The 12,634-nt window shown below is 52.8% G+C and carries 13 protein-coding genes; 4 read left to right on the top strand and 9 right to left on the bottom strand.

The annotated features are described in order from the left end of the window. Positions 1-25: 25 nt before the first annotated feature. The 4 genes from mliC to pdxY all read left to right on the top strand — a co-directional run bounded on the left by mliC (position 26) and on the right by pdxY (position 3,396). The gene (gene mliC / locus KQJ19_RS03055; RefSeq protein WP_141875155.1) at positions 26-355 is read left to right on the top strand and encodes a C-type lysozyme inhibitor; all 330 of its coding nucleotides are present in this window, start codon (positions 26-28) and stop codon (positions 353-355) included. A 58-nt stretch (positions 356-413) separates the two neighbouring features. Continuing rightward, positions 414-1,070, top strand: a complete 657-nt coding sequence (pdxH, locus tag KQJ19_RS03050) for a pyridoxamine 5'-phosphate oxidase (protein ID WP_047500532.1) — start codon at positions 414-416, stop codon at positions 1,068-1,070. Positions 1,071-1,196: 126 nt separating this feature from the next. Further along, complete coding sequence (gene tyrS / locus KQJ19_RS03045) at positions 1,197-2,471, top strand: tyrosine--tRNA ligase (protein WP_216403325.1); 1,275 nt, start codon at positions 1,197-1,199, stop codon at positions 2,469-2,471. 64 nt (positions 2,472-2,535) lie between these two features. After that, the gene (gene pdxY / locus KQJ19_RS03040) at positions 2,536-3,396 is read left to right on the top strand and encodes a pyridoxal kinase PdxY (protein ID WP_019076734.1); all 861 of its coding nucleotides are present in this window, start codon (positions 2,536-2,538) and stop codon (positions 3,394-3,396) included. 83 nt (positions 3,397-3,479) lie between these two features. On the opposite strand, the gene gstA is transcribed toward pdxY, so the two are convergent. The 9 genes from gstA to rsxA all read right to left on the bottom strand — a co-directional run bounded on the left by gstA (position 3,480) and on the right by rsxA (position 12,592). Beyond that, a complete protein-coding gene (gstA, locus tag KQJ19_RS03035; RefSeq protein ID WP_016153002.1) occupies positions 3,480-4,085 on the bottom strand; it encodes a glutathione transferase GstA in 606 nt (201 codons plus the stop codon). 104 nt (positions 4,086-4,189) lie between these two features. Beyond that, the gene (gene dtpA, locus KQJ19_RS03030) at positions 4,190-5,695 is read right to left on the bottom strand and encodes a dipeptide/tripeptide permease DtpA (RefSeq protein WP_016153003.1); all 1,506 of its coding nucleotides are present in this window, start codon (positions 5,693-5,695) and stop codon (positions 4,190-4,192) included. A gap of 613 nt (positions 5,696-6,308) precedes the next feature. Beyond that, positions 6,309-6,944 (bottom strand): endonuclease III, encoded by a 636-nt coding sequence (gene nth / locus KQJ19_RS03025; protein ID WP_016153004.1) that lies wholly within the window; start codon positions 6,942-6,944, stop codon positions 6,309-6,311. Beyond that, positions 6,944-7,636 carry an electron transport complex subunit E gene (locus KQJ19_RS03020; RefSeq protein ID WP_016153005.1) on the bottom strand — a complete coding sequence of 231 codons (693 nt, stop codon included), beginning with the start codon at positions 7,634-7,636 and terminating at the stop codon, positions 6,944-6,946. The genes nth and KQJ19_RS03020 overlap by 1 nt, the downstream gene beginning before the upstream one ends. 3 nt (positions 7,637-7,639) lie before the next feature. Further along, positions 7,640-8,260 carry an electron transport complex subunit RsxG gene (rsxG, locus tag KQJ19_RS03015; RefSeq protein WP_016153006.1) on the bottom strand — a complete coding sequence of 207 codons (621 nt, stop codon included), beginning with the start codon at positions 8,258-8,260 and terminating at the stop codon, positions 7,640-7,642. A gap of 9 nt (positions 8,261-8,269) precedes the next feature. Continuing rightward, a complete protein-coding gene (rsxD, locus tag KQJ19_RS03010; RefSeq protein ID WP_137397051.1) occupies positions 8,270-9,322 on the bottom strand; it encodes an electron transport complex subunit RsxD in 1,053 nt (350 codons plus the stop codon). Continuing rightward, a complete protein-coding gene (gene rsxC, locus KQJ19_RS03005; protein ID WP_216403324.1) occupies positions 9,323-11,440 on the bottom strand; it encodes an electron transport complex subunit RsxC in 2,118 nt (705 codons plus the stop codon). Beyond that, positions 11,433-12,011 carry an electron transport complex subunit RsxB gene (gene rsxB, locus KQJ19_RS03000; RefSeq protein WP_049281812.1) on the bottom strand — a complete coding sequence of 193 codons (579 nt, stop codon included), beginning with the start codon at positions 12,009-12,011 and terminating at the stop codon, positions 11,433-11,435. The genes rsxC and rsxB overlap by 8 nt, the downstream gene beginning before the upstream one ends. After that, on the bottom strand, positions 12,011-12,592 hold the full coding sequence (rsxA, locus tag KQJ19_RS02995; protein ID WP_003029144.1) for an electron transport complex subunit RsxA: 582 nt from the start codon (positions 12,590-12,592) through the stop codon (positions 12,011-12,013). Before rsxA ends, rsxB begins: the two co-directional genes overlap by 1 nt. Positions 12,593-12,634: the final 42 nt, after the last annotated feature.

Genomic DNA, 12,634 nt, shown 5'->3' with positions numbered 1-12,634 from the left:
CCAGGACCAGGAAAGTCTTCAGGATATGGCTATGAAAAAACTGTTGTTAGTGTGTCTGCCGGTACTGCTTAGCGGGTGCAGCGTGTACAACCAATTTGTCGAGCGTATGCAAACGGATACCCTCGAATACCGCTGTGAAGAAAAACCGCTTACCGTGAAGCTGAACAATACCCGTCAGATGGCGAGTTTTGTTTATGATAATCAGCTATTGAACCTCAAACAGGGCGTGTCGGCATCAGGTGCTCGCTATACCGATGGTATTTACGTCTTCTGGTCTAAAGGCGACGAGGCAACGGTCTATAAACGAGACAGAATTGTGCTAAATAACTGTCAGTTACAGAACCCGAAGCGTTGAGATTTTCACCTGGGCGGCGCACAATAGCGTCACCCACTGACAATCCGTAGCCAACATCATGTCTGATAACGACGAATTGCAGCAAATCGCGCATTTGCGCCGTGAATACACGAAAGGCGGTCTCCGCCGCCGCGATCTTCCCGCCGAGCCCCTTGCGCTGTTCGAGCGCTGGCTGGGGCAAGCCTGTGACGCCAAACTGGCCGATCCCACAGCGATGGTCGTTGCTACCGTCGATGAAAACGGTCAGCCTTATCAGCGTATCGTGTTGCTCAAACATTATGATGATAAAGGGCTGGTGTTCTATACCAACCTCGGTAGCCGTAAGGCACATCAGATTGAGAAAAACCCACGCATCAGCCTCCTGTTTCCCTGGCATACGCTGGAACGGCAGGTGATGGTGATCGGCAAGGCTGAGCGCCTGTCCACGCTGGAAGTGGTGAAATATTTCCACAGTCGCCCACGTGATAGCCAGATTGGCGCCTGGGTCTCTAAGCAATCCAGTCGGATCTCCGCGCGCGGTATTCTGGAAAGCAAATTCCTCGAACTGAAGCAGAAGTTTCAGCAAGGGGACGTTCCACTGCCCAGTTTCTGGGGAGGCTTTCGCGTGAGTATTGAGCAGATGGAGTTCTGGCAGGGTGGCGAAAACCGTCTGCACGATCGTTTTTTATACCAACGCGAAGATAACGCGTGGAAAATTGATCGCCTGGCCCCCTAAAGATGCAAAATTCTTGTTTTAAGCGCTGGTGCTGAACAATCCGGCGCTTTATTCTATGTTTCTTTCGCATCAGGCGAAAAGTCGTGTACCGGCTAAGGTGCAGTCGTTTTATACATGGAGATTTTGATGGCAAGCAGTAACTTGATTAAACAATTGCAAGAGCGGGGGCTGGTGGCCCAGGTGACGGACGAGGAAGCGTTAGCAGAGCGACTGGCGCAAGGCCCGATCGCGCTCTATTGCGGCTTCGATCCTACCGCTGACAGCTTGCATTTGGGGCATCTGGTTCCATTGTTATGCCTGAAACGCTTCCAGCAGGCAGGCCATAAGCCTGTCGCACTGGTGGGTGGCGCAACTGGTCTGATTGGTGACCCGAGCTTTAAAGCCGCCGAGCGTAAACTGAATACCGAAGACACCGTGCAGGAGTGGGTGGATAAAATCCGCAAACAGGTTGCGCCGTTCCTCGATTTCGACTGTGGCGACAACTCGGCGATTGCTGCGAACAACTATGACTGGTTTGGCAGTATGAATGTACTGACTTTCCTGCGTGATATCGGCAAACACTTCTCCGTTAACCAGATGATCAACAAAGAAGCGGTGAAGCAGCGTCTGAACCGTGACGATCAGGGGATCTCTTTTACCGAGTTTTCTTACAACCTGCTGCAGGGTTATGACTTTGCCTGCCTGAACAAACTGCACGGTGTTGCGCTGCAGATTGGCGGTTCTGACCAGTGGGGCAACATTACTTCGGGTATCGATTTGACCCGTCGCCTGCACCGGAACCAGGTGTTTGGTCTGACCGTTCCGTTGATCACTAAAGCTGACGGCACGAAATTCGGTAAGACGGAAGGCGGCGCTGTGTGGCTGGATCCGAAGAAAACCAGTCCGTACAAATTCTACCAGTTCTGGATCAACACCGCCGATGCGGATGTTTATCGCTTCCTGAAATTCTTCACCTTCATGGACATTGAAGAGATCAATGCGCTGGAAGAAGATGATAAAAATAGCGGTAAAGCGCCGCGCGCCCAGTATGTTCTGGCTGAGCAAGTAACGCGTCTGGTTCACGGCGAAGAAGGGCTGGTAGCGGCAAAACGTATTACCGAAAGCTTGTTCAACGGTAATCTGAGCGATTTGAGCGAAGCGGATTTCGAACAGCTGGCGCAAGATGGCGTGCCGATGATCGAGATGGACAAAGGTGCCGATCTGATGCAGGCGCTGGTGGACTCCGAGCTGCAACCTTCCCGCGGCCAGGCACGTAAGACTATCGCGTCTAATGCGGTGACCATCAACGGTGAGAAGCAATCCGATCCGGAATATTTCTTCCAGGAGAGTGATATCCTGTTCGGGCGCTACACCTTACTGCGCCGTGGCAAGAAGAACTATTGTCTGATTTGCTGGAAGTAAGATTTAGTTAGCAGGGGCGTGGGAAACTACGCCCCTTTATTTTTTCAGGGTTGTGGTAAGTAAAATGAAGAATATCCTCGCCATCCAGTCCCACGTTGTTTTTGGTCATGCGGGCAACAGTGCAGCAGAATTCCCAATGCGTCGCCTTGGCGCAAATGTCTGGCCGCTGAATACCGTTCAGTTTTCTAACCACACACAGTACGGCAAATGGACCGGTTGCGTTATGCCGCCGAGTCATCTGACTGACATTGTCCAGGGCATTGCCGATATCGATAAACTCCAGACTTGTGACGCAGTACTGAGCGGCTATCTTGGCTCGGCTGAACAGGGCGAGCATATTCTGGGTATTGTACGCAAAGTAAAAGCGGCCAATCCGCAGGCGAAATATTTTTGTGACCCGGTGATGGGCCATCCGGAAAAAGGGTGTATCGTCGCGCCGGGCGTAGCTGAGTTTCATGTACGCCATGCGCTTCCTGCCAGCGATATTATCGCCCCGAATTTGGTTGAGCTCGAAATTCTGTGCGAGCATGCGGTGAATAATGTCAATGAGGCCGTGGCGGCAGCGCGTGAGCTCATCGCTCAGGGACCAGAAATTGTGCTGGTGAAGCATCTGGCTCGCGCGGGTATCAGCGCAGATCGTTTCGAGATGCTGTTAGTTACTGCTGAACAAGCGTGGCATATCAGCCGACCGTTAGTCGATTTTGGCGCTCGTCAACCGGTTGGCGTGGGTGATGTCACCAGCGGCTTATTGTTGGTTAAACTGCTGCAGGGCGCGTCTTTACAGCAGGCGCTGGAGCACGTGACGGCGGCGGTGTACGAAGTGATGATTGCCACCAAAAAAATGCACGAGTATGAGCTGCAGGTCGTGGCTGCGCAGGATTGTATCGCGAAGCCTGAACACTACTTCAGCGCGACGCAGCTATAACCAATGCCCGATGGCGCTCACGCTTATCGGGCCTGCGTTTGGCTGTAGGCCGGGTAAGCGCAAGCGCTACCCGGCAACAACAATTAATTTAACCCTTCTGCTTTCAACGCCGCGGCAACCGCCGGACGTTCAGCCATACGCGCCATATACGCATCGATATTGCTTAATCCTGCCATATTCAGCTTAACCGCATAGGCCCAACGCAGCACGGTGAACAAATAGGCGTCCGCAATGCTGAAGCGCGAACCGCAGATCCATTGGTTATCTTGCAGCGCGTCGTTCACATACTGCATTTTTTTCTCCAGCAGCGCGCGAACGGTTGGCTTGAAGTCTTCCGGCGTATCGGGACGGAACAGTGGGGTAAAGCCTTTATGCAGTTCTGTCGCAATGTAGTTAAGCCATTCAATGGTTTTGTAACGGGAGAGGCTGCTGGTCGGGGCAAGGAGTTGACGGTCTGGAACGGTGTCCGCCAGGTATTGCATGATGGCGACGCCTTCGGTCAGTAGCGTACCGTCATCCAGCAGCAGCGCGGGAACTTGCCCTTTTGGGTTTACCGCGAAAAAATCATCGCCGTTTTCCAGACGCTTCTTCATCAGATCAACACCATCCAGCGTGAAATCTTTACCGCTCTCACGAAGTGTGATGTGGGAAGCAAGAGAACAAGCGCCCGGTTTGTAGAACAGTTTCATCGGTAACTCCTTTTGGCTGAGGTATATCGTATGGTAGTGCTAGCTCAGGCAAAAAAAAAGCCGCTAACACCAGTTAGCGGCCTGAAAAAGAGTTTCCCTGAGAATTACGCTGTTGCGGCCTTAGAGGCTTTCTCATTGACGTCATCGTCCTGAGTCATACGATTCAGTTTCGGTGCCGTCAACAGCATCAGAACAGCGATAACAGCCGTAGCAACACCAATCTGCAGGAACACACGACCGTAGACTTCAAGGGACATCAGCGGGTCAGTGACGTTCTCTGGTACAGCCATCATGTTGGCTACGTAACCACCGATGATGTTTGCACCGGCAGTGGTCAGGAACCAGCTACCCATGATGAAGCCCATCAGGCGTTGCGGAACCAGCTGAGCCACCATTGCCAGACCCAGACCGGAGATCATCAGTTCACCGATACTTTGCAGACCGTAGCAGATGATCAGCCAGTTAACGGAAACGATGCCCGCATCGGTAGCGAATTTAGCACCCAGCGGCAGGATCAGGAATGCACCGGAACACAGCACCATACCAATCGCAAACTTGGTTGGCATCGGCAGGGTATCGCCCATCTTATTATAGATAGCGGCGAGGATTGGGCTACCAATGATGATCCAGAACGGGTTCAGTGCCTGGTACTGCTCAGGTTCGAAAGCAATGCCAAGAATAGAGTGCTCAACGTTACGAATCGCGAAGAAGTTCAGTGAGGTCGGCATCTGGCTGTACAGCACGAAGAAGATAATCGCTTCCAGCATCAGAATGAAGGCGACGATCATTTTACGACGCGCAGCACCGTGCATGGTGAATGCTTCTTTACCGAAGATAAACACGATACCCAGAGCAATGACGCCCAGAACCATACGAGCGATCTGCTGGTTGTGCAGCAACCAGGTTGCAATCGCGATCAGTACCACGACACCAACAATAGTCAGCAACAGGTTACGGAAGTTGATCGGCTCAAAGTCAGGTTTAGAACCGTACTGTTTAACCCAGCGCTGACAGAATGCGAAGTTAACAACGGTAATCAGCATACCCACGACGCTCAGAGCGAACGCGGTGCTCCAGCCGTAATGCGCAGCCAACCACGGTGTTGCCAGCATAGAGAAGAATGAACCGATGTTGACGGACATGTAGTACATGGTAAATGCACCATCAAGACGCGGGTCATCTTTGGCATAGCAGGTAGAGAGCAGGGATGATGGGTTTGCTTTAAACAGGCCGTTACCGACCGCGATGGCCGCCATGCCCATATAAACGATACCCGCATCGTGACCAGACCATGCTACCAACGCATAACCGATGGCCAGGACAACGGCACCCAGCATAATGACACGTTTTGTACCCAGAACTTTATCACCTAACCAGCCGCCAATGGCAACCAGACCGTACACCAGGGCGCTAAAGGACGAGAAAAGGGTGATGGAATCCGCTTCTGACATACCCAGTTGTTTAACCAGGTAGACGGCCATAATTCCTTGCAGGCCGTAATAACCAAAACGCTCCCACAGCTCAATAGAGAAAATGAGATAGAACGCTTTTGGTTGTTTGAAGGCGTTTAAACTCACGCTTTCTGTTGGTTTATTGTTTGCAGTAGACACTTTTACCTCTTTTTTTACATCCCATATCAACGGGGGTGTTCAGGTACGTGATGAGTCAAGTTCATCCGTCCGATTGTTATAGTGGGAGGGGAAACGGCAAGTAATGTTCACTATCTTGACCATTCAGACAAGTGGTTTGTAATAATCTGTTACATATATCATGACTGGTGAAATCGTCGGGACTGTGAAATGTTATCTAGCGTTAAATTTCTTCATTTGAAAAATGGCAGATTTTTACACTGTTTAATCAGGGTAAAAACCGCAATGTGGCGATATGTTCTGCTATTTGCGCTTGAATCCAGTGATATAGGCCATTATCTGAAAAATAGCCAGTGTAATGTTTTGTTTAGAAACTGTTCAGTTAGGTCATCTGATTGTCACTTTAACTAAAAAATAAATATTTTTTAACATTGTGTTATCTGGATGATCTGGATCACGTATAGATAGAAATTTCTTTTACTAAAAAAACGATTAACCTGCTCAGGTGTTAATTAACAAGAATATTGCATTAGATATGCGCGGTTGAACGGCATCATTGTCGGGAAAATAAACTCAGGGGAGTGCATAACTAATCGTTATGTTAGCGAGGGGCAAGCAGTATGCCCCGGCAGCATCAGATATCGACTTTCTCTTTGAATTCGCAAAGATCTTCGATAATGCAGGAGCCGCAGCGCGGCTTTCTGGCTATGCAGGTGTAGCGGCCATGAAGAATTAACCAGTGATGGCAATCGACTTTAAATTCACTGGGTACGACTTTCAGCAGCTTCTCTTCAACCTGCTCAACGTTTTTACCCGGGGCGAACTGGGTACGATTACAAACGCGAAAAATATGGGTATCTACGGCAATAGTGGGCCAGCCAAAGGCGGTATTTAACACCACATTAGCCGTCTTTCGCCCAACCCCGGGCAGGGCTTCTAATGCGGCCCGGTCTTCAGGCACTTCACCATTATGTTGCTCCAGCAGAATGCGGCAGGTTTTAATCACGTTCTCCGCTTTGCTGTTAAACAAACCGATTGTCTTGATGTAGGACTTAACCCCTTCAACGCCAAGCTCCAGCATCGCGGCTGGCGTATTGGCGATGGGGTAGAGCTTGGCCGTCGCTTTATTGACGCTGACATCGGTGGCCTGCGCGGAGAGCAAGACTGAAATCAGCAGTTCGAACGGCGATGTAAAATTTAGCTCGGTTGTCGGATGCGGATTGTTCTCACGCAGGCGCGTCAGTATTTCCAGCCGTTTTGCTTTGTTCATTACACATTCCCTGTTTCACCGGCCGGACTGTCCGTGACAGCCGCCTCGGCACGACGTTTCTTCATTTTCTCATCAATCAGATACTTAACAGCCAGCATCAGACCCAGGCCAATAAACGCGCCTGGTGGCAGCATGGCCAGCAGAAACGGCGTATCGGTATGAAAGATCTCAACGCGCAATACTTTGGCCCAGCTACCCAACAAACCGTCTGCGCCATCAAAGAGTGTACCGTTACCAATTATTTCACGTAGCGAGCCCAGAACAAACATGGCGCCAGTTGCGCCCATGCCGATGGAAAAGCCATCGAGTGCGGATAGCGCAGGGCCCTTTTTGGCTGCGAAGGCTTCAGCGCGGCCAACAACAATACAGTTGGTCACAATCAGCGGGATAAAGATGCCCAGAGACTGATACAGGCCAAAAGCGTAGGCATTGATCAACATTTGCACCGCGCTCACCACGGAGGCGATGATCATGACATAAATCGGAATACGAATTTCAGGCGGTGTCCAGCGACGAAGGGCAGAAATCGTCAGATTCGTCAGCGTCAGGACGAGCGTAGTCGCGAGTCCCAGGCCCAGCGCGTTAGTGGCAGTCGAGGTGACGGCCAACAGCGGACACATCCCGAGTAACTGCACAAGCGCGGAGTTATTTTTCCATAATCCTTGGACAATAACGTCTTTAATTTCGCTCATGGTTTATTCTCCACAGGCGCTAAGTTGAGGAAGTTGCGCGGGCAGCGTCTGCGCATACAAACCGGCGCGTTTTACTGCATTAACTACCGCACGCGGCGTAATGGTTGCGCCAGTAAACTGGTCAAAGTCGCCGCCGTCTTTTTTCACCGCCCAGTGAGCGTCGTTACCCGCAGCGATCGTTTTGCCGCTAAAGTGGGTGATCCAGTCGGACAGTCGCAGTTCGATTTTATCGCCCAGCCCTGGCGTTTCATGATGTTCGGTCACCCGCGTACCCAACACGGTACCCGAAAAATCGACACCAACCAGCAGTTGAATAGCCCCGGAATAACCATCTGGCGCCGTAGCTTCAAGAATTGCTGCAACGGGACGATCGTCCTGGCGGGCAATATACACTCGGTGAGTACCTTTGCCCAACGCCTGCGCATCGACCAGATAACAACTTTCGGACAAGTTATTATTGTAGCGATCGCCTGGCAGAACCTGATCGAACAGCGTTTTTTGCTGCAGCGCGGCCTGTTCATCAATGGTGGACTTGGTTAATTGATTGATTGCCGCGGTTAACCCCGTCGAGCCCGCTGCAAACAGCGCCAGAGTAATACCGTGTTTACGAATCGTTTTCAGCATAGGGAGTCCTTAGCGATGTCCGTACACGCGAGGGCGGGTGTAATAATCAATCAGGGGAACCGTGATATTTGCCAGCAATACGGCAAAAGCCACGCCATCAGGATAACCGCCAAAACTGCGAATCAACCACACTAACAGGCCCGCAAGTGCGCCAAAAATCAGGCGACCACGGTTGGTAGTTGATGCTGTAACGGGATCGGTAAGAATAAAGAATGCACCCAGCATGGTCGCGCCGGAAAGTAGGTGCAACTGAGGCGAGGCCAGCGAATCTGGCGAGAAAATCCAGCCTAAAGTGGCACAAACGGCGAGCGACAGCAGGAAGCTAACCGGGATATGCCAGCGAATCGCTTTCTGCCATAGCAACACGACGCCGCCCACCAGCCAGGCAAGGTTAACCCACTGCCAGCCAGCGCCTGCAAGCATGCCGCTGTAGATTGGGTATTGCATCACCTGCTCAACAGTACGTCCTGCATGCAGCGAAGTCTTAAAGGTATCGAGAGGTGTTGCCTGACTGATACCATCAATACCCATACGCAGCGTGTTCATATCCCCGCCACTGGCGGTATGTCCGCTAAAGATAACGTTCAGGGCGTCAAAAAAACCAGGCACAGTCGCCGCAATTTCATGCGGCGGCAGCCAGCTTGTCATCTGTACCGGGAATGAAATCAGCAGCACCACGTAACCAATCATGGCGGGGTTAAACGGGTTCTGACCGAGGCCGCCATACAGCTGTTTAGCAATGATAACGGCGAATACCGTGCCTAAAACTACCATCCACCAGGGGGCGAGCGGGGGAATACTCACGGCCAGCAGTAACCCGGTGAGCAATGCGGAGTTGTCTTGTAAAATCGCGACAATGGGTTGTTTGCGCAGTTTAAGCACGCCCGCTTCGGCGGCGATAGCGCTGATGGCGGCCAGAACTATCTGGAACAACGTACCCCAGCCAAAGAACCACAGCTGAGCGGCGATCCCCGGCAATGCAGCCAGTAACACCAGCATCATGATACGCGATGTCTGGCGCTGGTTATGGGTATAAGGGGAGCTTGCTATTCTGAATACCATTTATTCCTCGTTTACAACCTGCTGCTGGGCGGCTTTCTTTGCCTGAGCGCGTGCAATAGCGGCCGCGACGGCGGCTTTACGCGGATCCACCGGTTCGACTGTTTCCGTAACCGTCTGCTGCTCGAGCTTGCGGGCTTTGGCGCGGGCAATAGCCGCTTCGACGGCGGCTTTACGCGGATCCACCGGTTCGACCGTTTCCGTAACCGCCTGCTGTTCGAGCTTGCGGGCTTTGGCGCGGGCGATAGCCGCTTCCACGGCGGCTTTACGCGGATCCACCGGTTCGACCGTTTCCGTAACCGTCTGCTGCTCGAGCTTGCGAGCTTTGGCGCGGGCGATAGCCGCTTCCACGGCGGCTTTACGCGGATCGACCGGTTCGGCCGTTTCCGTTACGGCTTCCTGCTCAAGCTTGCGGGCTTTGGCACGAGCGATTGCCGCTTCCACGGCGGCTTTACGCGGATCGACCTCTGTACTGCTGCCTCCTGTTTGGGGAGGGTTTTCCATCCGGGTTGCGCGAGCTTGCGCCTTACGCGCCTCGCGTGCGGCAATCACGGCACTATTGTCAGGTTTTTCGCCAGCCTGAATGACTACCGGCTGCATTGCCTGAGCCTGCTTTTCTTTTACGCGAGCCAGCGCGGCGGCAATGGCATCATGATCTTTAGCCGCAGGCTGAACGGCAGCGCTTTTGTGACGTTCAAGACGGGCTGCTTTTTCACGTTCGAGTCGCGCCTGTCGGGCTTCAAATCGCGCTTTCGCTTCAGCGGCACGTTTTTCTTCCTGACTAATGGCATAAATCTCGGCTTTTTCCTGACGAAAATACTGCACCAGTGGAATATTGCTTGGGCATACCCAGGCGCAGGCACCGCATTCAATGCAGTCCGCGATATTGTGCGCCGTTGCTTTGTCGTGCTGCTGCCCTTTACTGAACCAATAAAGCTGTTGCGGCAGGAGATCGGCCGGACAGGCATCGGCGCATGCGCTACAGCGAATGCAGCCTTTCTCTTCCTGCGTTTCTCCCATTTCACTGGCAGAGGGCGCCAGAAGACAGTTGGTTATCTTCACCACCGGTACATCCAGCCACGGCAGCGTAAAGCCCATCAGCGGCCCGCCCATAATCACCATCTGGTCGGCGGAAGGGCAGAAGCCCGCGTCGTTGAGCAGATGACGAACCGGCGTGCCTAAACGCGCCCAGACGTTGCCCGGACGGCTGACGGCTTCGCCGGTCAGCGTCACGACACGTTCGGTAATCGGTTCTCCGTCAATCACCGCACGTTTAATCGCGTAGGCGGTTCCAACGTTTTGCATCAGCACGCCGATATCTGAGGAGCGTCCCCCGTGGGGAACCTGCTTGCCGGTCAGGATTTGCGTTAACTGTTTGGCCCCGCCTGACGGGTACTTGGTGGGGATCACGCGTAAGCTGATATCGTGTGAATCAGCCAGCACCGCGCGCAGCATGGAAATTGCCTGTGGCTTGTTATCTTCAATGCCCAGTAGAATTTCGCGTGGCTGAAGAATATGCGCCAGGATGCGGATACCTTCGACGACCTGCGCCGCGCAGTCCTGCATCAGGCGGTCATCAGCCGTAATGTACGGCTCGCATTCAGCAGCGTTAATGATCAGCGTTTCAATTTTATCTCCGCCGCCCTGCAGCTTAACGCCGGTGGGAAAACCCGCGCCACCCAGTCCGGCGACGCCGAACTGGTGAATACGTGCGATCAGCTCTTCCCGGCTGCGGGAACGGTAATCGGCCCAGCCGTCTCGCTCAATCCAGCGATCTTCGCCATCGGCGTCAATAATAACGCTCAGCTCAGCTAATGCCGATGGATGTGCAGTAGAATGCGGCGCAATAGCAACAACGGTGCCTGACGTTGGCGCATGTACCGGAAGCATTTTACCACGCCCAAGGGTTAACGCCTGACCACGCAGCACGGTGTCGCCTACGTTTACGCACAGCTCACCCTCCGCGCCAATATGTTGTTTCAGCGGAATAACAAAGCGTGGCGCCAGCGGAACCTGTCGCAGCGGCGTACCGTTCGACTGGGTCTTCATTTCTGGTGGATGAATGCCGCCATCAAAGTCCCAGATTTTGTTTTTTCTGAATGCAGAGAATAACTTAAACATGTTGTTCCACGGGAATGATGCGCACAGGGATGGTGTTTAAATCCCATTTCCAGCTATCAGGTGTCTCGGCCACCGGGCGTAATTCGATACATTGCGTCGGGCACGGATCAACACACAGGTTGCACCCGGTGCAGAGATCGCTCATCACCGTGTGCATGGCGCGGGTCGCGCCCACGATCGCATCAACCGGGCAGGCCTGAATGCACTTTGTACAACCGATACAGTTATTTTCATCAATGACCGCCAGCATACGCACGGGGGTAATATCGTGTTCATCACCATCAATCGGCTGCGGGTCGACGTTCAGCAGGGCGGCAATTTTTAACATCACCGCTTCGCCTCCGGGTGCGCAACGGTTGATTTTTTCGCCCTGAGAGCCGATCGCTTCAGCGTAAGGATGACAGCCCGGATAGCCGCATTGTCCACACTGGCTTTGCGGGAGAATTTCATCAATTTTCTCCACGACAGGATCATCTTCGACGGCAAAACGTCGTGAGGCGTAACCCAAAATAGCGCCGAACGCCAGACCCAGTAGACTCACTGCGGCAACGGCAATCCAGATAGCATTCATTACAACTTCACCAAACCACTAAAGCCCATAAAGGCCAATGACATTAAACCAGCGGTAATCAGCGCAATCGCATTACCGCGAAACGGAGCAGGCACGTCCGCCACGGCGAGGCGTTCGCGGATCGCGGCGAACAGTACCATCACCAGTGAGAAGCCGACGGCGGCGGAAAAACCGTATAGCGCCGACTGTAAAAAGTTATGACCGAGGTTGATGTTCAGTAACGCCACGCCTAATACCGCGCAGTTAGTGGTGATCAGCGGTAGGAAGATCCCCAGCAGGCGGTAAAGTGCAGGGCTGGTTTTGCGTACAACCATCTCGGTAAATTGCACGACGACGGCGATGACCAGAATAAAAGCCAGCGTGCGCAGATAGATGAGATTGAGTGGAATAAGGATCCAGGTATCAATCAGCCATGCGCAGATGGATGCCAGTGTCATGACAAACGTCGTGGCAAGGCCCATACCCATTGCGGTTTCCAGTTTTTTGGAAACGCCCATAAACGGGCAGAGCCCCAGAAACTTGACCAGTACAAAGTTATTGACCAGTACAGTTCCGACAAACAGCAGCAGGTAATCAGTCATTTTTCGGCCTGAAATAAAAAAGCCGCCTATTATCTGACAATC

This window comes from Citrobacter sp. S46_ASV_140 (genome assembly GCF_018919545.1).
GTDB classification, from domain to species: Bacteria; Pseudomonadota; Gammaproteobacteria; order Enterobacterales; family Enterobacteriaceae; genus Citrobacter; species Citrobacter braakii.
The sequence above is the reverse complement of the archived record's forward strand: the minus strand, read 5'-3'. Positions and strand labels throughout refer to the sequence as shown.

Coding starts and splice junctions, on each gene's coding strand:
- gstA (WP_016153002.1), bottom strand. CDS start 4,085: ATGAAACTGTTCTACAAACCGGGCGCTTGTTCTCTTGCTTCCCACATC.
- nth (WP_016153004.1), bottom strand. CDS start 6,944: ATGAACAAAGCAAAACGGCTGGAAATACTGACGCGCCTGCGTGAGAAC.
- pdxH (WP_047500532.1), top strand. CDS start 414: ATGTCTGATAACGACGAATTGCAGCAAATCGCGCATTTGCGCCGTGAA.
- rsxC (WP_216403324.1), bottom strand. CDS start 11,440: ATGTTTAAGTTATTCTCTGCATTCAGAAAAAACAAAATCTGGGACTTT.
- KQJ19_RS03020 (WP_016153005.1), bottom strand. CDS start 7,636: ATGAGCGAAATTAAAGACGTTATTGTCCAAGGATTATGGAAAAATAAC.
- rsxD (WP_137397051.1), bottom strand. CDS start 9,322: ATGGTATTCAGAATAGCAAGCTCCCCTTATACCCATAACCAGCGCCAG.
- rsxG (WP_016153006.1), bottom strand. CDS start 8,260: ATGCTGAAAACGATTCGTAAACACGGTATTACTCTGGCGCTGTTTGCA.
- tyrS (WP_216403325.1), top strand. CDS start 1,197: ATGGCAAGCAGTAACTTGATTAAACAATTGCAAGAGCGGGGGCTGGTG.
- mliC (WP_141875155.1), top strand. CDS start 26: ATGGCTATGAAAAAACTGTTGTTAGTGTGTCTGCCGGTACTGCTTAGC.
- rsxA (WP_003029144.1), bottom strand. CDS start 12,592: ATGACTGATTACCTGCTGCTGTTTGTCGGAACTGTACTGGTCAATAAC.
- pdxY (WP_019076734.1), top strand. CDS start 2,536: ATGAAGAATATCCTCGCCATCCAGTCCCACGTTGTTTTTGGTCATGCG.
- rsxB (WP_049281812.1), bottom strand. CDS start 12,011: ATGAATGCTATCTGGATTGCCGTTGCCGCAGTGAGTCTACTGGGTCTG.